Origin of the sequence: Mycobacterium sp. JS623 (assembly GCF_000328565.1) — a bacterium.
In the GTDB taxonomy this organism is placed as follows: Bacteria; Actinomycetota; Actinomycetes; order Mycobacteriales; family Mycobacteriaceae; genus Mycobacterium.
The window spans coordinates 5,068,682-5,092,753 of record NC_019966.1 but is presented as its reverse complement, the minus strand read 5'-3'; the positions used below and the strand labels follow the sequence as shown (position 1 = coordinate 5,092,753).

The 24,072-nt window shown below is 64.0% G+C and carries 21 protein-coding genes and 1 tRNA gene; 10 read left to right on the top strand and 12 right to left on the bottom strand.

Features of this window, described 5'->3' with window-relative positions; genetic code table 11:
- Positions 1-12 precede the first annotated feature (12 nt).
- Together MYCSM_RS24820 and MYCSM_RS24815 are read left to right on the top strand one after the other, a co-directional pair.
- Positions 13-876 carry an alpha/beta fold hydrolase gene (locus tag MYCSM_RS24820; RefSeq protein WP_015308922.1) on the top strand — a complete coding sequence of 288 codons (864 nt, stop codon included), beginning with the start codon at positions 13-15 and terminating at the stop codon, positions 874-876.
- Positions 877-912: 36 nt separating this feature from the next.
- Positions 913-1,383, top strand: coding sequence for an SRPBCC family protein (locus MYCSM_RS24815; RefSeq protein ID WP_015308921.1), 471 nt, complete (start codon positions 913-915; stop codon positions 1,381-1,383).
- Between the two features lie 3 nt (positions 1,384-1,386).
- On the opposite strand, the gene MYCSM_RS38420 is transcribed toward MYCSM_RS24815, so the two are convergent.
- The 3 genes from MYCSM_RS38420 to MYCSM_RS37355 all read right to left on the bottom strand — a co-directional run bounded on the left by MYCSM_RS38420 (position 1,387) and on the right by MYCSM_RS37355 (position 5,033).
- Positions 1,387-3,021 carry a phosphorylase family protein gene (locus MYCSM_RS38420; protein ID WP_015308920.1) on the bottom strand — a complete coding sequence of 545 codons (1,635 nt, stop codon included), beginning with the start codon at positions 3,019-3,021 and terminating at the stop codon, positions 1,387-1,389.
- A 75-nt stretch (positions 3,022-3,096) separates the two neighbouring features.
- A complete protein-coding gene (locus MYCSM_RS24800; protein WP_015308919.1) occupies positions 3,097-4,860 on the bottom strand; it encodes an MOSC and FAD-binding oxidoreductase domain-containing protein in 1,764 nt (587 codons plus the stop codon).
- Entirely contained in the window at positions 4,860-5,033 is a 174-nt protein-coding gene (locus tag MYCSM_RS37355) for a hypothetical protein (protein ID WP_157681393.1), read from the bottom strand. Before MYCSM_RS37355 ends, MYCSM_RS24800 begins: the two co-directional genes overlap by 1 nt.
- Positions 5,034-5,232: 199 nt before the next feature.
- On the opposite strand from MYCSM_RS37355, the gene MYCSM_RS24795 reads away from it, so the two are divergent.
- Positions 5,233-5,514, top strand: a complete 282-nt coding sequence (locus MYCSM_RS24795; protein ID WP_015308918.1) for a DUF732 domain-containing protein — start codon at positions 5,233-5,235, stop codon at positions 5,512-5,514.
- A gap of 9 nt (positions 5,515-5,523) precedes the next feature.
- Here MYCSM_RS24795 and MYCSM_RS24790 read toward each other — a convergent pair whose 3' ends face one another.
- Positions 5,524-7,527: an APC family permease gene (locus MYCSM_RS24790; RefSeq protein WP_015308917.1), complete on the bottom strand. Its 2,004-nt coding sequence runs from the start codon at positions 7,525-7,527 to the stop codon at positions 5,524-5,526.
- Between the two features lie 138 nt (positions 7,528-7,665).
- On the opposite strand from MYCSM_RS24790, the gene MYCSM_RS24785 reads away from it, so the two are divergent.
- Complete coding sequence (locus tag MYCSM_RS24785; protein WP_015308916.1) at positions 7,666-8,019, top strand: methyltransferase family protein; 354 nt, start codon at positions 7,666-7,668, stop codon at positions 8,017-8,019.
- On the opposite strand, the gene MYCSM_RS24780 is transcribed toward MYCSM_RS24785, so the two are convergent.
- The 6 genes from MYCSM_RS24780 to kdpF all read right to left on the bottom strand — a co-directional run bounded on the left by MYCSM_RS24780 (position 8,001) and on the right by kdpF (position 16,190).
- The gene (locus MYCSM_RS24780; RefSeq protein WP_015308915.1) at positions 8,001-8,693 is read right to left on the bottom strand and encodes a response regulator; all 693 of its coding nucleotides are present in this window, start codon (positions 8,691-8,693) and stop codon (positions 8,001-8,003) included. The two genes, MYCSM_RS24785 and MYCSM_RS24780, sit on opposite strands and share 19 nt — an antisense overlap.
- Positions 8,690-11,263 (bottom strand): sensor histidine kinase, encoded by a 2,574-nt coding sequence (locus MYCSM_RS24775; RefSeq protein ID WP_232425842.1) that lies wholly within the window; start codon positions 11,261-11,263, stop codon positions 8,690-8,692. Before MYCSM_RS24775 ends, MYCSM_RS24780 begins: the two co-directional genes overlap by 4 nt.
- A gap of 107 nt (positions 11,264-11,370) precedes the next feature.
- Positions 11,371-12,279 (bottom strand): potassium-transporting ATPase subunit C, encoded by a 909-nt coding sequence (locus MYCSM_RS24770; RefSeq protein ID WP_015308913.1) that lies wholly within the window; start codon positions 12,277-12,279, stop codon positions 11,371-11,373.
- Between the two features lie 3 nt (positions 12,280-12,282).
- Positions 12,283-14,430, bottom strand: a complete 2,148-nt coding sequence (gene kdpB / locus MYCSM_RS24765; RefSeq protein WP_015308912.1) for a potassium-transporting ATPase subunit KdpB — start codon at positions 14,428-14,430, stop codon at positions 12,283-12,285.
- On the bottom strand, positions 14,431-16,101 hold the full coding sequence (gene kdpA / locus MYCSM_RS24760) for a potassium-transporting ATPase subunit KdpA (protein ID WP_015308911.1): 1,671 nt from the start codon (positions 16,099-16,101) through the stop codon (positions 14,431-14,433). It abuts the gene before it with no gap.
- Complete coding sequence (gene kdpF / locus MYCSM_RS38755; protein WP_157681392.1) at positions 16,101-16,190, bottom strand: K(+)-transporting ATPase subunit F; 90 nt, start codon at positions 16,188-16,190, stop codon at positions 16,101-16,103. The genes kdpA (MYCSM_RS24760) and kdpF overlap by 1 nt, the downstream gene beginning before the upstream one ends.
- A gap of 552 nt (positions 16,191-16,742) precedes the next feature.
- On the opposite strand from kdpF, the gene kdpA (MYCSM_RS24750) reads away from it, so the two are divergent.
- The gene (gene kdpA, locus MYCSM_RS24750) at positions 16,743-18,416 is read left to right on the top strand and encodes a potassium-transporting ATPase subunit KdpA (protein WP_257720762.1); all 1,674 of its coding nucleotides are present in this window, start codon (positions 16,743-16,745) and stop codon (positions 18,414-18,416) included.
- Between the two features lie 45 nt (positions 18,417-18,461).
- Here the strand turns inward: kdpA (MYCSM_RS24750) and MYCSM_RS24745 are convergent, their stop codons facing one another.
- Positions 18,462-19,610, bottom strand: a complete 1,149-nt coding sequence (locus MYCSM_RS24745) for a magnesium and cobalt transport protein CorA (RefSeq protein ID WP_041312640.1) — start codon at positions 19,608-19,610, stop codon at positions 18,462-18,464.
- A 911-nt stretch (positions 19,611-20,521) separates the two neighbouring features.
- Between MYCSM_RS24745 and MYCSM_RS24740 the strand changes: the two genes are divergently transcribed.
- The 3 genes from MYCSM_RS24740 (at position 20,522) to MYCSM_RS24730 (ending at position 22,368) form a co-directional block, all read left to right on the top strand.
- Complete coding sequence (locus MYCSM_RS24740; protein WP_051073812.1) at positions 20,522-21,295, top strand: hypothetical protein; 774 nt, start codon at positions 20,522-20,524, stop codon at positions 21,293-21,295.
- On the top strand, positions 21,292-22,065 hold the full coding sequence (locus MYCSM_RS24735; protein WP_015308906.1) for a diaminopimelate decarboxylase: 774 nt from the start codon (positions 21,292-21,294) through the stop codon (positions 22,063-22,065). Before MYCSM_RS24740 ends, MYCSM_RS24735 begins: the two co-directional genes overlap by 4 nt.
- Before the next feature lie 226 nt (positions 22,066-22,291).
- Positions 22,292-22,368, top strand: a tRNA-Leu gene (locus MYCSM_RS24730).
- A gap of 218 nt (positions 22,369-22,586) precedes the next feature.
- On the opposite strand, the gene MYCSM_RS24725 is transcribed toward MYCSM_RS24730, so the two are convergent.
- Entirely contained in the window at positions 22,587-22,865 is a 279-nt protein-coding gene (locus MYCSM_RS24725) for a hypothetical protein (RefSeq protein WP_015308905.1), read from the bottom strand.
- Positions 22,866-23,006: 141 nt separating this feature from the next.
- On the opposite strand from MYCSM_RS24725, the gene MYCSM_RS39140 reads away from it, so the two are divergent.
- Positions 23,007-23,621, top strand: a complete 615-nt coding sequence (locus tag MYCSM_RS39140) for an alpha/beta fold hydrolase (RefSeq protein WP_083906337.1) — start codon at positions 23,007-23,009, stop codon at positions 23,619-23,621.
- Positions 23,618-23,809: a hypothetical protein gene (locus tag MYCSM_RS39135; protein WP_083906336.1), complete on the top strand. Its 192-nt coding sequence runs from the start codon at positions 23,618-23,620 to the stop codon at positions 23,807-23,809. The genes MYCSM_RS39140 and MYCSM_RS39135 overlap by 4 nt, the downstream gene beginning before the upstream one ends.
- Positions 23,810-24,072 lie beyond the last annotated feature (263 nt).

Genomic DNA, 24,072 nt, shown 5'->3' with positions numbered 1-24,072 from the left:
AGAGTGCGAATCATGCCTTCTGAACCGCCGCCGATCCCGGGGGCGCGCCGGTCGTTCGTCGAGGCCCGCGGAGTCCGCTTTCATGTCACCGAATCGGGCCCCGAGGACGGCCGCCCGGTCATCGCGTTGCACGGCTGGCCGCAGCATCACTGGGCCTATCACCATCTGCTCGCCGACCCGCCGCCCGGCCTGCGGATCATCGCGCCCGACCTGCCCGGCTTCGGGTGGTCCGGACCCGCGCCGCACAAGTGGGCTAAGGACGACGTCGCCAGCGATGTGCTGGCCCTGCTCGACGCGCTCGCGCTGGACAAGGTGCTGCTCGTGGGGCACGACTGGGGCGCGTACGCCGGCTATCTGATGGTCCTGCGGGTGCCCGAGCGCTTCGACGGCTACCTGGCCCTGAACATGGGTTATCCGTGGGTGACTAGGCGGAACTTTCTGGCCCACGGTTGGCCGCTGCTGCAGTACCAGCCGCTGATGGCCTCGTTCGGTGTGGCCGCGCAGCGCTACACGAATTTCCTCTACCTCGTCTTCAAACTGGGATCTGCGCTCGATCGTGACACCGTGCGCGTATACGTGGACCGCTTCCGCGATCCCGTGGTGGCGCGAGCCGGCCGCGACGCCTACCGGACGTTCCTGCTACGCGAGGTACCAAGGGCTGCAAGGCATCCCGAGAAGCGTCGCGCCACCGTTCCCATTCGTGCCCTCTACGGCGTCAACGATGCTGCCATCCATGAATCGTGGACGTCGCCACAAGACGCCATCGCCGATGACTTCACGTTGGAGAAGGTCGACGCCACGCACTTCATCATCGACGAGCGCCCCGACCTGGTGCGGGCAAGACTGATCGCGCTGGCGGACGAAACCAAGCCCTGAGCGTTTGGCTTTGCGGGTGTCGGGTAGCCCGTGGGTATGGCAGAGCCAGCGGCAATTGATAGCTCCTTGACCGTGAAGCGGGACACCACCGCGACACGACAGCAGGTCTGGGACGTAGTCGCCGATGGCTGGACGTATTCGCAGTGGGTGGTCGGAAACACCCGGATGCGCGCGGTTGATCCCCGATGGCCCGAGCCCGGCAGCAAGATCCATCACACCATCGGCGTATGGCCGTTTGTCCTCAACGACGAGACGCACGTCGAGTCCTCGACGCCGCTGGAGGAGCTCGTGCTGCGCGCCAAGGGCCGTCCGTTCGGCGGAGCACGAATAGCGTTGCGGCTGTTCGATATCCCGACGGGATGCCGCATCGAGATGGCCGAGGTGCCCGTCGGTGGCCCGCTGAGCCTGGTGCCGCGGCGGCTGGCCCTGGCCGCGGCATACCCGCGAAACCGTGAGTGTCTGGCCCGGTTGGCCGCGTTGGCGGAGCGGCGAAAAGAACCCGCGTGACCCTCAGGCGCCGCCCCAGTCCTGCAGGAACGCTTCGGTGACGATCGCGGCGTTGTCTGCCGCGATCTGCTTGTAGACGGCGAATGTGAACGGATAGCCCGGCAAGTTGAGCGGATCACCTGGCCCGTCGGACATGCCGCGAATGCCGAGGAACGGGATGCCGTGCGCGTCGGCGACCTGTTGCGCCGCCGCGGTCTCCTGGTCGACGGCGTCCACAGCCGGCGTCATAGGGTTCAGCAGTCCCGTCAGGTTGCTGACGAGTCCGGAGGCCAGGAACGGCACGATGGCCTGGAAGAAGTTGCCGGTGAACAGAAGTGAGAAATCCGGTGCTGCGCAGGGCTGGGCGCCGAAGATGTCGCCGACCAGCGGAATAGACGGCAGGGCAGGGAAGGCCGTTCCGTTGTTGTTGTCGTCGCTGGAACCGTCGCCGCCGACGAACAGGTCCGGTTCGCGGTTGAGGTCGATCTGCGGGCCCGCGAACAGTCCGCAATAACAGCTCGGGTCTCCGATGCTGTCTCGACTCAGCAGGTCGACATCCAGTGCGCTGGCGGTGGCCAGCATGCCCGGATCGACAGCGTGCCATGTTTGGCCGTCATCGGAGGTCCATCGGGCCGGCACCGCGACATCGCCGATCTCGGTGCGCCCGGAGCCGCCGGCGACGCCCGAGAACACCACTGCGCCAATCGATATGCCGGAGTCGGGGGTGAAGTGGTCGAGCGCTATCTCCGTCGTCTGGGTGGCGTTGACGATGCCGATGCCGGTCATCGCCACGATCACCTTTTTGCCGCCCAACGTGCCGAGGTAGAAGTGATGCCCGTCGACCACCACCGAGGGATTCGGGTCGAGCGTGGTGCGGGCGAGAATGGCGTCGGCCTCGGCGGGGAAGGCAGACAGGATCAGGGTGCGCTCTTCGCTCGTCTGGCTCGTTGTCTGTGTGTCGACGGGTTTTTCTTGCAACGACGGCGTGGTGAATGCCCGTTCGAATTCGCGTCGCGCGAACGCCAGCAGCGACCAGATCGACGGCGCCCCGGCAGGCGCTCCCGGCATGCTACTGGCGGCAAACGGGCTCACGATCGCATTGACGACACCCGACACCAGCGCAGTCACCGCACGGATCACGTTGGGCTGCACCGGTTTCGGCGTTGTTACCGCCGTTGTGACAGCGGGCAACTCTGTCGTTGCGATGCGCAGTGCCGCGTGGGTGGGTGGTGTTGGATCTGAGGGTCCGCTGTTGGCGGCGGTTTTCTCCTGCGGCGTCACGTCGGCAGGCGCCTCGTGCTTCACCTCCGAGGTAGCCGAGACTGCCGTCGCCGCCTTCGGCTTCGCGGGCTGGGCCGCCGGCGCGTTCGACCCCGTCTTTCGCGACGGCTTGGTGGGCGGCGTCTCGTCGGCACCCTTCTTCGGCGGATCGGCCGCTTCGGTCGGTGTACCGACGTCGTCATTCGTCTTGCCGGGTGCGCCGACGTCGGTTTGGTCGGCTTTCGTCTCGGTTCCGGCGGTGGAGGTGGTCGATCCGGCAGTTCCACCGGTCTCGTCAGCCCACGCGAGGCCGCTGTGCCAGCCGGTCATGACGGCAACGGCGATAACCAGGGCGATGGCTACGCCGCCGACCCGACCTGCGTATGCCTTGCCAGGCATGCGGCATGTATACCGCCTGAGCCCGGTCGGCGCGCCGGAATGCCGGGAACTCGGAAGTTTGCCAGCGTCGGTCGGTTACAAATCCAAGACCACGGCCGAGGTGGGTCGAGAGCAGCAGATCAATGCGTTGCCGTCGGCGGCGGATTCGACGGGGTCCGGGTCGTAGTGCACTGTGCCGGCAAGCAGCGCGCTCTCACAGTTGTGGCACACCCCGGTCCGGCACGACCACCGGACCGGCACGTCGCAGGCCTCAGCGAAGTCCAGAAGGCTGGGGTAGCGGTCACTCCATTTGGCGGTGATGCCGCTGCGCGAGAACGAGACCTCGGGACCGGTGCCAGCGGGACCTGCCGGCAGGTGCGGTGGGGGAGCTGCGGCCGCGACGACGCCGGGCGCCAAAGCGCCCTGGGCGCCGAACGTTTCGGTGTGGATCCTTGCCGGCTCGATACCGGTTGCGGTCAGCGCAGCGGTCATGTCGCGCATGAATGACTCGGGACCGCACACGTAGACGTCCGCCTCCCGCGGCAATGCCATTTCGCTCAGCGATTCCGCGGTCAGCCTGCCTTTGATCGTGTAATCGACGCCGAAGTGACTCGCCACGCCGGGGCGACTGTAGGCAACATGAGCCTCGACGTTGGATAGTCGGCCGAGCAACTCGGCAGTTTCGGCGGTGAACGGATGCTCAGAGCCGTCCCGCGCTGCATGCACCCACCACACCCGGCGGTCGGGTTGGCTGTCGCTGATCGCGTGCAACATCGCCAACACCGGGGTGATCCCGACGCCTGCGGATATCAGGACGACCGGCCCGTCGCCATCGCCCAGGTAGAACCCTCCGCGGGCCGCTGCCACCTCGAGGCGATCCCCGACCCGCAGATGGCTGTGCAGGTACCCGCTCGCGACGCCGGCACGCTCTTGCTTGATTGCGATACGGTAATCCGGGTCGCCGGGCCGGTTCGACAACGAGTAATTGCGGTAGATCGGCAGATGATCGCCGTCGATGTGGATTCTGAGCGCAATCGATTGTCCCGCAAGCCAACTCGCCAGCGGTGCACCGTCGGGATCGGCAAGCACTACTGAGAATACGGAGTCAGACTCCATCTTGATATCTGACACGATCAACGATCGAAAGCCCGGCCACGCCGGCGACGGTGTTCCTGCGGCCGCGCTGAGTCCACTGTTGCCACTCACACCGTCGCGTTCCGTTTGATCCAGCAGACTCCGTAACGACGCCTGCCACCCAGGGCTGAGCGCGGGAATTCGCAATGCGCGCTGTAACGATTCCCGCGGATGTCCCGGCAGGTACAGTAATGCGTCGATCTCGTTGACGGACATCGCTTCTGGGTCCGCGGAGATCTTGGTGATGGTCTGGCCCGGTTCCACAAACCCCTCCTGCAGGACCCTGCAGTAGAAGCCCGGGCGGTGATGCGACACAAGCAGTGCCGCCATCCGCGGTTCGTCAAGTCGGATTCCGACGCGATAGCACGTGACCCTGGGCTGCGTTACTTCGAAGACGGCGTCGCCGATCCGATACCGGTCGCCGATACATACCTCATCGTCGGGAAGCCCGTCGACAGTGAAGTTTTCACCGAAATGACCCGGCTCGAGATCGTCCCGCTTCAACACCTGCGCCCAATAACGATACGACTCAGTCTGATAGATCAGCACGGCGCGCTGCTCACCACCGTGGCCCCCGAGATCACCCTGGCCGTCGCCGTCGATATTGAGGCGGCGCACCATCTGCGGCCCGCTCACCGGCCTCTTGAACACTCCGGTATGGACCACACGGCCCTGCCACTGCACGTCCGTCGGCAGGCCGACGTTCACCGATACCAGCGTGGCCATCAGTGGCAGTCGGCGTTGTCGCGATAGCTCTGCAGCCCGCAGCCCACGCCGACCCAAGCGATCCGGCGGGAACCCAGCATGAGCAACAACGCCGCGGCCAGCGGCACTACCTGCACCACGGCGCGAAGGATTTGGCGTTCCCATCGGCCTCGGCCGGTTAGATCACGCAGCACCCACTCACGGTAAACGCGATCCGAGCGTGCCGCCGAAGCTGTACCAGATCCAGCGCAGGGGGTCGGGTCCTTCGCATCGATGACTCCTTCACGGACCCTTCGGCATCACCCCGTAGAAGGGCGGAAGCCGCCCGATCAGCGCTGGCTAGCGGTAACGTTGGCACTACCAACAGCAAACTCCCAGAAAGTTACCTCTGACATGTGGTCCATCCCGCTTGGAGCTCTGGCCGCCGGTGCGGCGGTATCGTTGGCATTCGCCTCGCCCGCGGGGGCTGACCCAGGGAGCTACCTCAAAGACGTGCAGCCCTTCTACCAGAACTTCAGCGTCGAGCAGCTGCTGTCCGAGGGGTTCAGGGTCTGCTCGGTAACGCAACGCGGTACGACCTCCTCGCAGGCCGTCCAGATGGTGCAGGACGACATCGGGGCATCGGTGACCGCGGCCGGCGATATCGTCGCGGCCGCGGTGGTCAAGCTCTGCTGAGCGCCTGGCTCACCCGGTCGGCATTCGGTCGATGCCTCTGCGAACCTCGCCGGCAACGTGCTCTTCGCGGGTGAGGTCGTGCTGTGCCGACGAGTGCAGCTGCCACGGCACGCTGGTCACCATGACGCCGGGCTCGAAGAGCAACCGCCCCTTGAGTCGTAACGAACTCTGATTGTGTAGCAGGTTCTCCCACCAGCGCCCGACAACGTACTCGGGGATATAGACGTTCACCACGTCCCGCGGGCCGCTTTGCCGCTGTTTTTTGATGTACGCGACGATCGGCCGCGTGATCTCCCGGTACGGCGACTCAATGACTTTGAGCGGGATAGCGACGTTGAGTTCCTCCCACTCCCGAACCAGCGACCGCGTCTCCGCATCGTTGACATTGACGGTCAGCGCAGTCAGGGAGTCGGGCCTGGTCGCCTTAGCGAACATCAATGCACGCTGAGTTGCTTTGTGCCAGCTGGAGATAAGCACAATGGCGTGGATCCGGCTCGGCAATGTCGGCTCGTCGTCGTCAACAGTGCGGAGCTCGGCACGCACCGCCGCATAGTGCCGGTGGATGCTCTGCATCAGAACGCACAACAACGGTATCGCGATGACCACCAGATATGCGCCGTGCGTGAACTTGGTGATCATCACGACCACCAACACCACGCCGGTGAAACAGGCGCCGACCGCGTTGATCACTCGCGCGCGCCGAATTCGGCGGCGCAGTGCGGGCGTCTCTGTATCGCGCAGCGCCCGATTCCAGTGCGACACCATGCCCGTCTGGCAGAGCGTGAAAGACGTGAACACCCCGAGGATATAGAGATTGATCAGTCGGGTGGTCGAGCCGTCGAACGCGTAGATCAGCACCGCAGCGATCAAGGCGAGCAAAATGATGCCGTTCGAATAGGCCAGCCGATCGCCGCGGGTGTGCAGTTGGCGGGGCAGGTAGCGGTCCTGCGCGAGAATTGAACTGAGAAGGGGAAACCCGTTGTACGCGGTGTTGGCCGCCAGGATCAGGATCAACGCCGTCGCGGCCTGCATGTAGTAGAACATCGCGCTGTTGTTGCCGAATACCGCGGCGGCAACCTGGGCAATCACCGTGCGCTGGGCGTCGTTGTTGCAGTCGCCGGGAAAGCCGATGAGATCGCAGGTGTGCTCGACGACGTGGGTGTGCGAGATCAGCGCTAGCGCGGTCACACCGATGAACATCGTGATCGCCAGCGTGCCCATCGCGGTCATGGTTCGAGCGGCATTGAGCGACTTGGGCTTTCGGAACGCCGGCACTCCGTTGGAGATCGCTTCCACGCCGGTGAGTGCGGTGCAGCCTGACGAGAACGCCCGCAGTGCGAGCAGCGCGATCGCCAGGGTGTTCAGTCCGACGTGTTCGGCATGGATGCCATAGTTCGCGCTCTCGGCCACCGGCGCGTCGCCAATCAGCGTGCGGAACAAGCCGATTGCGATCATCAGCATCACACCGGCGATGAAGGCGTAGGTCGGCACGGCGAATGCACGGCCGGATTCGCGCACACCGCGCAGGTTCATTGCGGTCAGCACAACAATGAAGCCGATGTTGATCGCGACGCGATACGGGTTCAGTTCGGGGATCGCCGAGATGATGTTGTCCACACCCGCGGCCACCGATACGGCGACCGTCATCACATAGTCGACGAGAAGCGCTGCGGCCACCACCAGTCCCGCGCGGGCACCCAGGTTCGTGGACGCCACCTCGTACGAACCGCCGCCGCTTGGGTAGGCCTGCACCACCTGGCGATACGACAATGTCACGACGGCGAGCAGCAGCACTACCGCCGCGGCGATCCATGGCGTGAGGTAGAGGTACGCCAATCCGCCGAGCGTCAGGATCAGCAGGATTTCCTGGGTCGCATATGCGACGGAGGACAGCGGGTCGCTCGCGAAGATAGGCAGGGCAATGCGTTTTGGCAGCAGCGTGTGACCAAGCCGGTCGCTACGGAACGGCCGCCCGACGACCAATCGCTTGAGCACAGATGTCGGTGACGACACGACTTCGGAGCCTAGTGTCGTTCCGCCCGACCCCGCCCGCCGCAGGGTGTATAGATTTCGTAAAAGTCCAGCTAGTCGGCGTATGGATGCCGTAAGGCGGCCTTTACGGCTGCAAGCTTGCTACCTACCGTGCGGCGAATGTCCGCTATCGGTGAACCGGACTCTGTGCCGGACCTGCTCGAGCTAGTAAGCCATGCACACGTGCTCGAAGTACTCGACGCGCTCACCCGCGGGCCAATGTCTCGTGCAGATCTGCGCACTCATGTCCACGCTGGCCGGCGCGGATTGTCGGCGGCCTTGAGACTCCTCGGGGCTCGCGGACTGGTCACGAGAAACGACCACGGAAGCTGGGACACCGACGCTGCCGCCGACGTCGTGTACCGGCACACGGACCTCGGTCGTGTCGTTGTCGAGGCACTGTCGTGCTACTCGCTCTGGACTGCGATGTATGACCGTGTGGAGACGAGCCAGGATCACTCCTGGAAGCGGTAGCCCATTCCGGCTTCGGTCAGTAGGTGAACCGGACGTGACGGGTCGTCTTCCAGCTTGCGTCGCAGCTGCGCCAAATACACGCGCAGATAATGGGTTTCCTTGGCGTAGGCCGGTCCCCACACTTCCTTGAGCAACTCCTCGCGGCCGACGAGCTTGCCGCGGTTACGCACCATCATCTCCAGCATGCCCCACTCGGTGGGCGTCAGGTGGACCTCTGTGCCGTTCTTTGTCACCTTCTTCGCGGCGAGGTCCACGGTGAATGACGACGTTTCGATCACAGGCTCGTCGGTGTCGGACGCGGCGGCGCCGCGGCGCACCGCGGCCCGCAGCCGGGCCAGGAATTCGTCCATCCCAAAGGGTTTGGTGACATAGTCGTCGGCACCCGCATCCAGTGCCTCGACCTTGTCCGACGAATCGGTGCGTGCCGATAACACGATCACCGGTGCGGTCAGCCAGCCGCGCAAACCCTCGAGCACCTCGATGCCGGACATATCGGGCAGGCCCAGGTCCAGCACGATGACGTCGGGACGGTGGTCGGCCGCAGTTCTGAGAGCCTCGGCGCCGCTGGCGGCGATAAACACCTCGTAGCCGCGCACCGAAAGGTTGATTCGCAACGCGCGCAGGATCTGTGGTTCGTCGTCGATGACCAGCACCCTGGTCTTCTGCGGGGTCATGCCACCCCGTCCTGTGGTGCGGCAAGGTCGATTTCGATGGTGAGCCCGCCGCCAGGTGTGTCGGTTGCAGAGATGGTGCCGCCCATGGCCTCGACGAAACCGCGCGCCACTGACAAGCCCAGCCCCACTCCGATGCTGGTGTCGTGGTCACCGAGCCGCTGAAACGGTGCGAACAACTGCTCCTCGGTGCCGCGCGGGATGCCCGGTCCTTCGTCGATGACGGCGATGAGCACGCGCTCACCTACTTGGCCCGCCGTGACGCGGATCGGGCTGTCCGGCGCGTAGCGCAGCGCATTGTCGATAAGGTTGGCCAGCACCCGCTCGAGCAGGCCGCTGTCGGCCATGACGACCGCGTCGTCGACGTCGACCTTGACACGGTCCAGACCCTGTCGGCGAAAACCAGTGATGCCCTTGCTGATTGCTAACAATGCGCGCTGCACGGTCTCTTCCAGATACACGCGCTGCAGCTCTGGCCGCAGCACCCCGGCAGCGAGCCGGGACGAATCCAGCAGATTGCCGACGAGCGCGGTGAGCTGGTCGATGGATTCCTCGATCGTGGCGAGTAGTTCGGCGGTGTCTTCTGCGGAGAAGTCAATGTCGCTGCTGCGCAGGCTGGATACTGCGGCCTTAGCGGCGGCCAGCGGCGTGCGCAGATCGTGGCTGACGGCCGACAGCAGCGAGCGGCGCAGTTCGTCGGCCTGCGCGATGGCCTCGGCCTTGCTGGCCTCCTCCGTCAATTCGCGTTGTTTGACCAGCCCTGCAGCCTGTTTCGCGACAGCCGTGAGCACCCGTCGGTCACGCGCAGGCAACTTACGCCCGGCCATCAGCATCCAGAATTCGTCGTCGCCGACTTCGATTGCGGTGTCCGCCGAGTCGACGTCGACGCACGGGTCATCACCGACACACGCGACGATTTCACCTTCCGAGTCGCCGTCCAGTACCCGCAACATGCTCACGGCGCGTTGCGAATACGTCTCTCGGACCCGCTCCAACAACGTCTCGAGGTCTGCGCCGCGCAGCACTGAGCCGGAGAAGAGCGCCAGCAGTTCAGCCTCCTGCGAGGCGTGCCTGGCCTCGCGGGTACGTTTCGCGGCACTGTCCACCAGCGCTGCCACTGCGACGGCGACGACCAGCAGAACGAAACTGGTGATCGCGTTGTCAGGCTCGGCGATGGTCAACGTGTAGCGCGGTTCGATCAAGAAGTAATTGAGTAACAACCCGGACAGCACGGCCGACAGCGCCGCCGGGGCGACACCGCCCAGCAGCGCCACCACGAGCACCCCGACAAAGAAGAGGGCGCTCTCGCCGCTGATTTTGAGATAGGGGTCAAGCAATGCCACGATCAGCGCACAAATCGCCGACGGCACCACGAGTGCGGCCACCCATGACGCCAGGTGTTGCTGGCGTGGTGAGACCCGTGACCACCAGGACCCCCTGCTCGCCTCCGGGTGGGTGACCATATGGACGTCGATCGTTCCCGAGTCCTGGACCACAGTGGCCCCGATACCCTCGTCGAAGATGCGCGCCCATCGCGAACGCCGGGAAGTTCCGAGGACCAGCTGGGTGGCGTTTATTTCGCGAGCGAAATCCAGCAGGGCACTCGGCACGTCGTCGCCGACGACCGTGTGCAACGTCGCGCCCAAGCTGAGGACGAGCTCACGCACCTTGCCCATCTGGGGTGCCGAGACACCCGATAGGCCATCCCCGCGCACGACGTGCACGACCATCAACTCGGCACTCGACTTCGACGCGATTCGGGATGCGCGGCGCACCAGCGTTTCAGATTCGGAGCCACCGGTCACCGCAACGACGACGCGTTCGCGCGCCTCCCAGGTCTGGGTGATCTTATTCTCTTCGCGGTATTTCTCCAGGGCCGCGTCGACCTGGTCGGCCAGCCAGAGCAGCGCCAATTCGCGCAGCGCCGTGAGGTTTCCGCGACGGAAGTAGTTGGACAGCGCTGCGTCGATGCGCTCCGGTGCGTAGACGTTGCCGTGAGCGAGCCTGCGCCGCAACGCTTCCGGCGTGATGTCGACCAGCTCGACCTGGTCGGCCGCGCGAACGATCTCGTCCGGTACCTTCTCCTGCTGTTCGATGCCGGTGATCTGAGCGACGACGTCGTTGAGACTTTCCAAATGTTGAACATTGACGGTCGATATCACGGTGATGCCCGCATCGAGCAACTCTTCGACGTCCTGCCACCGTTTGGGGTTCTTGCTGCCAGGAGTGTTGGTGTGCGCAAGCTCGTCGACGAGCACCACTTCGGGCTGGCGTTTCAACACGGCCTCGACGTCGAGCTCAGGGAACTTGGTTCCCCGGTATTCGATGTACTTCGGCGGGATCGCCTCGATTCCCGCCAGCATGTCGGCGGTCTTCTTGCGGCCGTGCGTCTCCACCACCGCGGCCACCAGGTCGGTGCCCCGCTCGAGTCGGCGGTGCGCCTCCCCGAGCATGGCGAAGGTCTTGCCGACGCCGGGAGCTGCGCCGAGATAGATGCGCAGCTCCCCGCGCTTCTTTTTGTAGTCGGTCCGATGAGTGAGGGCGTCCGCGTCGCTGGACGCCCTCACCGGCAGGAGATCACTGCCTGATGCCGGTAGCGTCGGCGGATCATCGGCGTCCGATGGTCCTGGCGCAAGCGGCTGATCGTGGCTGGTCACATGCTCATCATCCACGGCATTTGTCAGCTCTTCACGGGGTACTTCTGATCAAGGGCGATGTTGAGCTGCAACACGTTGACCCTGGCCTCGCCGATGAAGCCGAAAACGCGGCCGTCCTGGTTGGCCAGCACCAATCCTCGGATCTGGTCAGGGCTGACGCCGCGGGCCTTGGCCACCCGGTTCACCTGCAGATCGGCGTACGCCGGCGAGATGTGCGGATCCAGGCCGCTGCCGCTGGCCGTGACGGCGTCGGCCGGCACTGCGGGATCGGTCGGGGCCGCACCGCGTATGGGCACGATTTGGCCGATCGAGTAGTCCTCGCCGAACTTGGCGCATTCCACCCGCACGCCTTCGTAGGTAACGAGGAACGGCTGCGGGGTGGTATCGCACGGCTCGTTGACGCTGACGACCTTGGTCGGGTGTACGACGTTGCCGAGCGAGTCGCGCGGACCGATCACGGAAAGCACGGCACCCACACCGTCACCCGTGCAGAAAGGGCGTGATCCGTCGACGCCCTCGAGCTTCCCGACGGCATAGCTGCGCGAGCACACCATGGTGAGCAGGCTGGCCTTGTAGCCGTTGTCGTCCTTCGGCAGCGACGGATCGGCGGGCGTGTCGACGATGCTCTCCGGCCCCAGGTTGCTCGCGCTGGTCGCGAGCGGGTCATACCCGTCACCGGCCGCAGACGGCCGGCTCTGGAAGTACTGCGGCAGCGCGTTGCCGTCTTTATCCGTGAACAGCTGACCGATGATTCGGCTACCCACCGGCTTTCCGTGGACCTCGATGATCGAGCCGTTGGCGTTGTCCTGCAGACCCGGCAGTTGCGCCACCAGCCAAATGAACAGCGGGTAGGCCAAGCCGGTGATGACGGTGAGCACCAGTAGCGCACGGAACGCGGCCCAGTGTTGGCGGACGAAGTTCGAGAGATTCATTTCTCACATTCCCGGTAAGAATTGGATGACGAGGTCGATCAGTTTGATGCCGATGAATGGCGCGATGATGCCGCCGAGCCCGTAGACGTAGAGGTTGCGGCTCAACAACTTTGACGCACTGCTCGGGGTGTAGCGAACACCCCGCAGGGCCAGCGGGATCAGCATCACGATGATGATTGCGTTGAAGATAACCGCTGACAGGATCGCCGACTGCGGACTGTGCAGCCTCATGATGTTCAGCAGATCCAGGCCTGGGAACAGCGCAACGAACATCGCCGGGATGATCGCGAAATACTTTGCGATGTCGTTGGCGATCGAGAAGGTCGTGAGCGCGCCACGGGTGATCAGCAGCTGCTTGCCGATCTCCACGATCTCGATGAGCTTCGTCGGGTCGGAGTCGAGGTCGACCATGTTGCCGGCCTCTTTGGCTGCCGAGGTACCGGTGTTCATCGCCACGCCCACATCGGCTTGAGCCAGTGCGGGAGCGTCATTGGTGCCGTCGCCGGTCATCGCCACGAGCTTGCCGCCGGCCTGCTCTTTTTTGATCAACGCCATCTTGTCCTCGGGCGTCGCCTCGGCGAGGAAGTCGTCGACGCCGGCCTCGTCGGCAATGGCCTTGGCGGTCATTGGATTATCGCCGGTGATCATCACCGTCCGGATGCCCATCTTGCGCATCTCGTCGAATCGATCGCGCATGCCCTGTTTTACGACGTCCTTGAGGTGAATGACGCCCAAGACAGAGGCCTTACCGTCTTTCACCTCTCCGACCACGAGCGGGGTGCCGCCCGCGGCGGAAATACCGTCGACGATCCCGCCGAGTTCGATGGGGACCTCGCCGCCCTGCGACCGGACCCACTCCGCCACCGAGCTGGCTGCGCCCTTGCGGAGGAGATGCCCGTCGAGGTCGACGCCCGACATCCTTGTCGTGGCAGTGAATTCGACCCAGTGCGCATGGGCGAGCTCACCCGGCGTACGGGCTCGCAGGCCGTATTGCTGCTTGGCGAATACGACGATGGAGCGCCCCTCAGGCGTCTCGTCGGCGAGACTGGACAACTGGGCCGCGTCGGCCAGCGACTCCGGCGTCACTCCGGTCAGCGGCACGAAGGCGGATGCCTGCCGGTTTCCCAGGGTGATGGTGCCGGTCTTGTCCAGCAGCAGGGTGTTGACATCGCCCGCGGCCTCCACCGCACGACCCGACATGGCCAGCACGTTGCGCTGCACCAGCCGGTCCATGCCGGCGATGCCGATGGCCGACAGCAGCGCGCCGATCGTCGTCGGGATAAGGCAGACCAGCAGGGAGACCATCACGATTCCGGTGACGCCGTTTGACGTCAGCGCTAGCGTGTCTGGGACACCGGGGTTGTTCGCCTTGGAGAAGATCGCCAGTGGCTGCAGTGTGGCCACCGCGAACACAAAGATGATCGTCAAAGCTGCGAGCAGGATGTTCAGCGCGATCTCGTTCGGCGTCTTTTGCCGGTTGGCGCCCTCGACAAGCGCGATCATCCGGTCGATGAAGCTCTCGCCCGGCTTCTGCGTGATCTTGACGACGATGCGGTCCGAGAGCACGGTCGTGCCACCAGTCACCGCAGACCGGTCACCGCCGGATTCGCGGATCACCGGCGCGGATTCACCGGTGATGGCCGATTCGTCAACCGACGCAATGCCTTCCACGACGTCACCGTCGCCGGGTATGACCTGTCCTGCCTCGATGACCACGACATCACCCTGTTGGAGCAGGGGCGCTGCGACCTCCTCCTCGCGCCCGGGGCTGCCCGGTTGCCAGCCGGCAAGACGACGCGCCATGGTGGCGGTCTTCGTCTTGCGCAGCGATTCGGCCTGGGCCTTGCCGCGACCCTCGGCGACAGCTTCGGCCAGGTTGGCGAAAATGACTGTCAGCCAAAGCCATACGACGGTAAGCCACGCGAACCACGACGGCTCGATGATCGCCAGGATCGTGCTCCAGACGGCGCCGACCTCGACGATGAACATGACGGGATTGCGCCATAACGTGCGTGGGTCGAGCTTGGCCAGTGCCCCCGGCGTCGACTTCCACAGCATTTGCGGGTCGAGCAGGCCACCTTGCACGCGGCCCTTTGGCGCGCTCGTCTTCTGCTGCGGAGTGGCAGCGGAATGAATTGTGGGTGTTGACATTTAGTGGATTCCTTCAGCGAGTGGGCCGAGCGCGAGCATCGGCAGGAAGGTCAGGGCCACCAGGATCAGCGTGACCCCGGCGACCATCCCGACGAATTGCGGTCGATGCGTGGGCAGCGTGCCAATGGACTCAGGCGTGGTGCCCTGTTTGGCCAACGAACCGGCCAGCGCCAGCACCAGGACCATCGGCAGGAACCGGCCGAACACCATCGCCAAGCCGAGGGCGGTGTTGTACCACTCGGTGTTGACGCTGATGCCCGCGAAGGCCGAGCCGTTGTTGTTCGCCGCAGAAGTGAACGCGTACAACACTTCCGAGAGTCCGTGTGGCCCGGTGTTGAGCATCCCGGCCCGCTGTCCCGGCATCGCCATCGCTATTGCCGTTCCAGTCAGCACGATGAGCGGTGTGACCAGGAAATAGCTTGCGGCGAGCTTGATCTCGCGCGGATTGATCTTCTTGCCCAGATACTCCGGGGTGCGACCGACCATCAGGCCGGCGACGAACACCGTGATCACCGCAAGGATGAGCATGCCGTACAAGCCCGAGCCGGTGCCGCCGGGCGCCACCTCACCGAGCTGCATGTTGAACAGCGTGATCATGCCGCCAAGGCTGGTGTAGGAGTCGTGGAAAGAGTCGACAGCACCGGTGGAGGTCAACGTTGTCGCATCGGCGAACACTGCCGAGTTAGCGATGCCGAACCGCTGCTCGACGCCTTCCATCGCCGCGTTGACGGACGTGGGAACGGTGCCGTGGTGCTGCAGCTGGAACCACATCATGAACGAGACGCTGATGAGGAACAGGCTCGCCATGACCGATGTGATCGCGTAGCCCTGCTTCTTGCTGCCGACCATGCGGCCAAACGTGCGTGGCAGGGAGAAGCTGATCACCAGCAACAGGAAGATCTCCAGCCAATTGGTCCACGAGGTCGGGTTCTCGAACGGATGCGCGGAGTTGGCGTTGTAGAAGCCGCCACCGTTGGTGCCGAGTTCCTTGATGGCTTCCTGGCTGGCCACGGGGCCGCCGGTGATCGTCTGCTGACCGCCGGCCAACGTGTTGACGACCTGGTCGTGCAGGTGGAAGTTCTGGATCGCGCCGCCGGCGATCAGAATGATCGCGGCGACCACGGAGATCGGCAGCAGGATGCGGATTGTGCCGCGGACCAGATCGACCCAGAAGTTGCCCAGATCGCCGGTGTGTTTGCGGGCGAATCCGCGGACGAGCGCGATCGCGACGGCGATGCCGACCGAGGCCGACACGAAGTTCTGGACAGCCAGGCCCGCCATCTGAACCAGGTGACCCTGCGTCGACTCACCGGAATACGCCTGCCAGTTCGTGTTGGTGACGAAGCTGATTGCGGTGTTCCAGGCGAGTGCCGGTGTCATGGGTGTGGCCGGATCGTTGAGGTGCCATGGCAGCTTGCCCTGGATCAACTGGAAGATGAACAGAAACAGAACGCTGATCGCCGAGAAGGCCAGCACGCTGCGGGCGTATGCGCCCCAGGACTGTTCGGACTTCGGGTCCGCCCCCATGAGCCGGTAGATCACGCGCTCGACACGAGAGTGCTTGTCGGAGCTATAAACCCGATACATGTAGTCACCGAATGGCACGTGCACGACGGCAAGCGCCACGATGAGGAGCGCGAGGAAAAGTATCCCCGCCGTTGTCGTAGTCACTAGAACCTTTCGGGAAAGAGCAGTGCGGCGACCAAAAACAGCGCGAGAAGCACTGAAAGCACGAGGCCGACGAGGTTTTCGTAGTTCACAGTCCTTCGACCAACTTCTGCGCCAGGCCGAGCAGGCCGAAGATCAGCACCGTCAGCACGATGTAAATCAGGACACCCATCTCGTCTCCAATTCGCTGGGTATTGCGGTGGCTATCGGGGCCTCCACCGAGGCAGCATCCGCGGGGCCGTCGGCGTCGAGGACCACCACGAAGTTAGACCCGGTCCCGCCTGCCGGGACTGTTCGTTGACGTTTTCTTAACGCCCATCGGTTGCACCTTTACGGCCTTCATCTGTGCGCGACACATTGTCGCGGGCGGAAGCTGCCATGCCGCGCGTCCCGTCTAGGGGAACGGGGGCCGAAAACAGCGCCCCGCCAGGTGAAATCTACCGCCGCCGGGCACGCGCCGGTGGGTGTTTCGACTCCGCCGGGCCGGCGGTTCGCCTCCGAGCACCGCATTTACACCGTCGCCGAATCAGCGTCGCGTCAACATGCATGGGACCAGTCGTATTGATTGCGTAACTGGGGGGGTGAACGGCGTGTAGGAGGCCCTAGTTTTGGTTCGAGCGGCCGGATTGACGAAGGAGCCTTAGATCAACGATCCACAGCACTGGGCAGCGACGGCTTGGCTGCAGCTAATCGCCGTCGTCATGCTCGTTGTCATCCTTCATGTTCCCCTCGGCAACTACATGGCCCGGGTGTACACCGACAGCGGGCATTGGCGTGTGGAGCGGGTGATGTACCGCCTGATCGGCGCGCAGCCCGACAATCGGCAGCGTTGGTCGAATTACGGCTTCTCGCTGCTGGCCTTCTCGGCGGTCAGTGTGCTGTTCCTGTACGGGCTGTTGTTGGCGCAAACGCGGCTTCCCGAACCCTGGGGACACACGGGGATGACACCGGCGCTGGCGTTCAACACTGCAATCTCGTTTGTCACCAACACCAGTTGGCAGAACTATCCGGGCGAATCAACGCTCGGGCATGTGGGATTGGCCGTCGGCCTCGGTGTGCAGGCGTTCGCCAGCTGCGCGGTCGGTATGTGCGTCGCCGTAGCGCTGATCCGCGGCCTGGCGCAGTACCAGAAGGAGGAGCTCGGAAACTTCTGGGAAGACCTGGTGCGCTCGGTGGTGCGGGTGCTGTTGCCGCTGTCGGTCGTCGTCACGCTGCTGCTGCTCATGCTCGGGGTCGTCAACAATTTCCATGGTGCGCAGGAGATTTCGACGCTTGCTGGCGGCAACCAGACGATTCTGGGCGGCCCGGTGGCTTCTTGGGAGTCGATCAAGTTGATGTCCGGCGACGGCGGCGGGGCCTTCAACGTCAACAGCGCGCACCCGTTCGAAAACCCGACGCCGCTGACCAACGTCGTGGAAATCGTTGCAATGCTGTTGATTCCGGTTGCGTTCCTGAGGACCTTCGGAATCATGGTTGGCGACAAGAAGCAGGGCTGGGCGTTATTCTCCGCTGCCGCAATCCTGTTCGTCGTCGGCACCGTGGCGCTCGCGTTGGCCACAGGGGTGGCCGACGGCACAGTTGTGCATGCCGTCGGGGGGCCGTTCGAAGGCACGGAGACACGGTTCGGCCTGCCCGGCAGTGCCCTGTTTGGCCAGGCCGCGACCGCAAGCGCGGACGGTGCGGCGAACTCCTCCTACGACAGCTTCGTCAGTGGCGGCGGCGCGGTGCTGATGCTGAACATGATGCTGGGCGAAGTGGCTCCAGGCGGGGCCGGCAGCGGTCTGTACGGCCTGGTGATGATGGCTCTGCTGGCGGTGTTCCTCGGCGGACTGATGATCGGGCGGACGCCGGAATACCTCAAGCAGCGACTGGGTGCGCGGCACATGAAGCTGATCAGCCTGTACATACTGGCTCTGCCGGCGGCGGTCCTGGTCGGTACGGCGGTGGCGATGGCGCTGCCGGGGGAGCGGGCGTCGATGCTCAATACGGGGCCGCACGGACTGTCGGAAGTGCTGTACGCGTTCACGAGTTCGGCGGCCAACAACGGCAGCGCGTTCGCGGGTTTCAGCGGTAACACGGTGTGGTACAACACCGCGCTTGCGCTCGCGATGATGGTGGGACGCTTCTTGCCGATCATTGCCGTGCTGGCGATCGCAGGCACCTTTGCAGCGCAGCGCCCGGGCGTCGTCACCGCAGGCACGCTCCGCACGCACAGTCCGACGTTTGTGTTTCTGATCGCCGGCGCCACGCTGCTCATCGTCGGTCTGGAGTATCTGCCTGCATTGGCGCTCGGCCCTGCGGCCGACGCGCTCCGGTGATGTACGGGGGCGATGAAGCGCGGGTGTGGCCGTTGCGCCCTTGGGCTACAACCAGTTTTGCCGTTTGAACATCGCGTACAGCCCGAGGCAGGTGATGAGCATCAGTACAAGGGCAAACGGGTAGCCGGCCGCCCAATGCAATTCGGGCATGTGGTCGAAGTTCATCCCGTAAACCGTGCCAATCAATGTGGGGGCGAACAGGATTGCCGCCCACGCCGACACCTTCTTGATCTCCTCGTTTTGGGCGTAGCTGGCCTCAGTGAGGTTCTTCATCTCTTCGTTTTGAGCCTGGCTCACCAGCGTCGCGTTCACCGTGAGGATGCTGGTCAGCAGTTTTTGGAAGTCGTCAACCCGCTCCACCACGGTGGTGACGTGGTCTGCCACGTCCCGCAGGTAGCGTTGTAGCTCCTCGCTGGTGCCGTACTTCGAGAACCCGGCCTCCAATGAGGCGAGCATGCCCAGAAGGGGACGGGTGGCTCGCTGGAATTCGATGACTTCGCGCGACAATTCGTAGATGCGGCGGGACACTTGTGGATCCCCGCCGAACACCTCGGTCTGGATCTCGTCAATGTCATTCTGCAGCCCGCGCACCACGGGGGCGTAGCCGTCGACGACCGCGTCGAGGATGGCGTAAAGCACTGCTTCCGGACCGAGCCCTAACAGGTCGGGATCGCTCTCCATCCGCTGGCGCACTGCGGCCAGATTCGGTGATTCGGCGTGTCGCACGGTCAGCACGAAGCCAGGGCCCGTGAATACGTGTAACTCGCCAAACTCGACCTGTTCGGACTCGTCGACGTAGCGGGCCGCGCGTAACACGACGAACAGCGTCTCTCCGTAGCGCTCCAGCTTGGGCCGCTGGTGAGCGACGATGGCGTCCTCCACCGCGAGCTCATGCAGGCCAGACTGTTCGGCGACCGCCAGTAGCTCCGTTTCGCTGGGCCGGTACAGCCCGATCCAGGCCATGCTCGTCTGGTCGGGCAGGCTACGTAGCGCCTCCTCGAGGGTTGCCGGCGATTCGGCACGCCGTCCGTCCCGGTACACCGCGCTGTCCACCAAGCTCGGCACCGCCAGGGTGGGTTCTTCCTGCGTGCGGGGATCCATCGACCGCTCCGGTGCGGCCGACAGATCGGCGCTCTGCTGACTCGAACCTTGCGCACGCCTGGGCATCAAGAAACGCAGTCGTGAATCGGGCATGACTCCAACCTTCCGAGCGAACGGCTACCGACCGTGGCTGGCCGGCCCAGATCGGCATGCGGTCGTCACCGACCACGACGACGCCTTTGCAGCGTAATGCGGCTGCATCGCACGATGCCCGTCATCATGCCCCGTACCTTCGAAAGTTGTTATTTCCGAACCTATTCCCACCTGTCCTAGCGTTCTCGTCGTCGGCGCCACAGATGGCAGCGGTTACGCGACGGCATTTTGTTTCGTTGACGAGGGCGCCACGGTATTCGTGGCGTCAGACGTTAGGACACCGTAAAAGTTCCCGGTCTGCACGTCAGGGGAGCGCTAGGAGCGCATTCACGCGCCTGCCTAGCACACATGCTGGGCGGTACATCGCAATCAGAAAGGGACTCCGTGAATGTCGGTTGGTCTCAGGATGAAGGAAACGTCGTGACGTTTGGCCGTCTGTACTTGAACACGTTGGCGCCGAGTAGGAACTGTTCGCCTCCGGCCGCAAAGGCGACGTGGACGTCGCGCCTTATGCGAACCCTTTCGACTAGCTGGACGAAGGTGAAGTAAGCGTGACGATGGCGTACGTGTTCTTCATCCACCTGATGGTGGTCTGCCCAGTGATCCGGTTGCTGTCGGTGTCGATGAAGGAGAACGCCAAGCGTCGTTGATCGACGCCCCAGGTCGATGGCACCGTCAACGCGGCGTAAAGGTTCGACTCGGCGGTGTCAAGAGAGCGCTAAAGATGTGGCGGAGCACCATTGGTCTGCGTCATCGTCGATTAGTTGCCGCTGGCAGCAGGCCAGGGCCTCAAAGAAGAAATGGTCTCGGTGACTCTCTCGGCTTTTCTTGTATCTGTGCTATCCGGACACACGCCGCACGCTCAAGTGGCGGGTCGCGGATCCGACGATATGCACAATGGGCGACCTCGGATGCTCGCCCCGGAGGAAGTGGCCGTGCAGCGGTGCAAGATGTACCGCAAGTCCTTCCCGACGACCGAGATCGCCCTTCCCGCAACGGCTCTGAGGAATCGTTCGATTGCGAAATGGGTGCGGGATCACCGCGTGATGGTGGACGTCTGCGGCGGTGAACAGCTCGCTACGGCAATCGCGGCGGGAGCCCGGCTGCAGCGGCTGACCTTGTACGCCGAAGCGCTGAGCGAGTCCGAACTGCGCGCGGCGGTCAATCTCGGAGTGGGTCGCGTCGTCGCTGGTTCGGTGCAACAGATCGAGCTGCTGCGATCCGCTGTGACGGACCGCGCGCAGGATGTTGTCATCCGGATGACGGACGTCAACACACCGGTTCTAGCCGTCGCCGGTGGCGGTGATGTGCAGTCCGGGTTCCGGTTCGACAGCAATGAATCCGACACTGCGATCGCAGCGGTGCTCGACCACGAGTGGCTCAATCTGGTCGGGTTGCATTGTGAGGTCGGTTCGCAAGACCACGACTTCGTCAGTTATCCGGCCGCGATCGGCCACATGATCGCCGAGATGACGCAGGTTCGACGAAATCATGGTGCCGTGCTCACCCGGCTGGGCCTAGGCGGTGGTCGTGCCATACCGTCGGGCGACTGGGCGTTCGAATTGCCGCAACTTGCAGCGCAAATCGACGATTCGCTGGACGACGCGTGCGGCACCCTGCGCTTCCCACGACCGTTGGTCGTGCTATCGGCGGGCCTGGAGATCATTGGGCGAAGCGCCGCATGACCGCGCACTCGCTCGACAATCTTTGGTCGCTCCCCGCGGACGTAGTCGCGTGGTTCGAGCATGGCACGGACCACGATGCGAAACGGCTTGCGCTCGTTGACGAAACCGTTGCCCTGCGCCGCAGCGCCCTCTACCGCAAGGCTTTTAAGGGCATTGCCATCAGCTATCCGGCTGCGTTGCTGGAACTAGACGCGGTGGCGGTGTGGATGCGGCGCGAACGCGTCACGGTCGAAGTCACCAGCGGCGGCGAGCTTGATCAGGCGATTGCGAACGGGGTTGACCCGAAGTACATCGTCATGCACTCCGGGGATGCTGCGTCGATCCGCCGCGGGGTCGAGGCAGGAGCGGCGAGGTTCGTAGTCGGCTCCAGGCGGCAGATCGCTGATGTGGCCGCCGGCGCTGAGCGACTTCAGCGGATAGTCGTCGATGCACCCTCTGGCAGTGCGCTGGTGTCTGACGCATTGACGCACCCCGAACTCGACGTCATCGGGCTGCATTGCAGCCTCGACGATGACGACGACGCGATCGGTGCGGTGAAGCTGAGGCAGATGGTCGCGGAGATGGCGCGTATTCGGCGTGAGCAGGGCGTCCTGCTCACGCGGATCAGCCTCGCGGACCTGGAGGTGGGGGACCGCTTCCTCGAGCCGAGGATCCTTCGTCGTGTCGCCGAGGCCGTCGGCGAGGTGGTTGGCGATGCCTGTGCGCAGTACCGCTATCCGCGGCCCGCGCTCACCGTGTCGCCCACGCGGACCGCTCTTTTGCCGGCATAGCCAAGTCGTCTGCACATGCAGTGACCTCACGGGGCGGGTGATGCGTTCGCGACGGGTTCGGAGACCCACAGAGACCGGCGACCCGCACCCAGGTCAGGCCATGGCACACACTGCCTATCCGCCTGTCAGACGGGGCTGAAACGCGAGTGGGAGCCGTGTCCCCAAATCCGCAAAAAATTGGCTCGAACCGAGAACTGAAACGCCCGCTAGGCTCTCTACCTGCATCGCCCCCATAGCCCAATTGGCAGAGGCAGCGGACTTAAAATCCGCCAAGTCTGGGTTCGAGTCCCAGTGGGGGCACCAAGTGAATTGCCTGGTAGACCGGATTATCGACGAGAGCCACCGCTAGATGGGCAGGCTCGACACGGCGCAATCGGACCTGGTGATGGACAGACGGGCGCCTGTTGCAGCCCCGTCGCTGGCTGTGCCGCCCACGGCGACGGTTCCGTCATGAGTTCGCCCCTGGCCATTAGATTTGAGCAAACGCCGACGGTGACTGTCAGAGCGTTTGTGTGCGGCAGCTATGGCCCTTGAAATGCCACTTCAAATATGTGGTCCGGCTGCGGCCGCTGCTCTGCGCTGAGGTTTAGGTCATCAAACGCGGGAGCAAGATCCTCACGCATGAATCGGTCTAGGCCGTCACGAGATTGCCATAGCTCGAAGATGCACCAGCGACCATTCGCATCGCCGGCGGCGTGGAACTGCAAACCCTTCTCTTTGCCGCTGGGCACTACCTTCTCACGTACCGCGTCATACGTCTGTTTGTCGACATCAGGGAACCAAATGACGCCGATAGCCATCCGTCCACCCCCTTCTGGCGAGGTTGCCGTTCTTCCCCCAAACGGTGATTAAATCGAATCACCTCGCCTCCGGGCGCGGCAAGTATTTCTTTGTTTGCCTGAGCAGAGGAGTCGTCGAAGGCGGCTGGTTCGGAACGGCCGTTGGACTTTTCAACGGACAAAGGGGGCGGCTTGTACTTCGAAGAGAGGGGACAGGGGGTCCCCGTCCTTCTCGTCCACCCCGCCGGCGCTACTGCTTCCACCTGGGGAGGCGTCGCGGACGATCTCGCCAAACATGGTCGGGTGATCGCCTATGACCGGCGCGGGTACCGCCGATCAGGAGGCGCACCGGCGAATTCGATCCCTATGCACACGTCGGACGCCGCCGCGCTCCTCGACCGATTGCAGTGCCCGCCTGCGGTAGTTGTCGGCACAAGCATCGGCGCGACCATCGCCATCGATCTTGCCCTCCGTCGCCCCGATCTCGTCCGCGCTGTCGTCGCCCACGAGTCGCCGTGGCATGTAACCCGACATCCGCCCACCCATCGCAGGTCGGCGCGCTCACCAAGATGGGATGGCTGGCGTCGCGACGCCAGCATGCGCGCGCGGCTGAAGCATTTCTCCGCTTCGCCTACACCTACCGCGACGGTGGCACGGCGTGGGACGTCTTCCCTGAGGAGTGGCGACGCACAGTCAGGGAGAACGCCGAAGCCGCGATTGTGGATATCCGCACCGCTATCGGCAACTATCCAAGGGCGAAGGACCTGGCGGCCGTGAAGTCTCGGGTCATATGCAGCTACGGCCTTCGGCGCCCGAAGACCATGGCCCGGGTCACGCGGTCGCTGGCCGCGACCATGCCGAACAGTGCGGTCGTGTCCATCGAAGGGGCGGGCCACGCCGCACCATTCGACGCTCCCGCCAACTTCGTAGCGGTGATTACCGAAGCGCTGAGCCAGCGGAGTTGATGGCCCGAACGTTTCCGGCATCACAGTCGGTGCGTCTCAATCGGTACTACGGTAGAAAATGCCAAGGAGGGTGGCCCAATCGCCGAGTGTCGCGCCACAACTGAAAAGTCGTCATTATTGGCCGACGTCTCGTTGCAGCGGGACGCAGTGATCAGACGTTGGGTTCTCCTCGGAGATGTATCCACGGCGGCGTGGACGCCGTGTGGGCGTGGCGTCCCAGCTGTCGGGTTTGGACGTTATGACGAATAACGTATGATCATAGG

Bases quoted from the DNA above. Each gene is read 5' to 3' on its own strand.
- MYCSM_RS24740 (WP_051073812.1), top strand. From the start codon at position 20,522: ATGCTCGCCCCGGAGGAAGTGGCCGTGCAGCGGTGCAAGATGTACCGC.
- MYCSM_RS24725 (WP_015308905.1), bottom strand. From the start codon at position 22,865: ATGGCTATCGGCGTCATTTGGTTCCCTGATGTCGACAAACAGACGTAT.
- MYCSM_RS24815 (WP_015308921.1), top strand. From the start codon at position 913: ATGGCAGAGCCAGCGGCAATTGATAGCTCCTTGACCGTGAAGCGGGAC.
- MYCSM_RS24745 (WP_041312640.1), bottom strand. From the start codon at position 19,610: ATGCCCGATTCACGACTGCGTTTCTTGATGCCCAGGCGTGCGCAAGGT.
- MYCSM_RS38420 (WP_015308920.1), bottom strand. From the start codon at position 3,021: ATGCCTGGCAAGGCATACGCAGGTCGGGTCGGCGGCGTAGCCATCGCC.
- MYCSM_RS24795 (WP_015308918.1), top strand. From the start codon at position 5,233: ATGTGGTCCATCCCGCTTGGAGCTCTGGCCGCCGGTGCGGCGGTATCG.
- MYCSM_RS24820 (WP_015308922.1), top strand. From the start codon at position 13: ATGCCTTCTGAACCGCCGCCGATCCCGGGGGCGCGCCGGTCGTTCGTC.
- kdpB (WP_015308912.1), bottom strand. From the start codon at position 14,430: ATGTCAACACCCACAATTCATTCCGCTGCCACTCCGCAGCAGAAGACG.
- MYCSM_RS24770 (WP_015308913.1), bottom strand. From the start codon at position 12,279: ATGAATCTCTCGAACTTCGTCCGCCAACACTGGGCCGCGTTCCGTGCG.
- MYCSM_RS24780 (WP_015308915.1), bottom strand. From the start codon at position 8,693: ATGACCCCGCAGAAGACCAGGGTGCTGGTCATCGACGACGAACCACAG.
- MYCSM_RS24735 (WP_015308906.1), top strand. From the start codon at position 21,292: ATGACCGCGCACTCGCTCGACAATCTTTGGTCGCTCCCCGCGGACGTA.
- MYCSM_RS24785 (WP_015308916.1), top strand. From the start codon at position 7,666: ATGTCCGCTATCGGTGAACCGGACTCTGTGCCGGACCTGCTCGAGCTA.
- MYCSM_RS24800 (WP_015308919.1), bottom strand. From the start codon at position 4,860: ATGGCCACGCTGGTATCGGTGAACGTCGGCCTGCCGACGGACGTGCAG.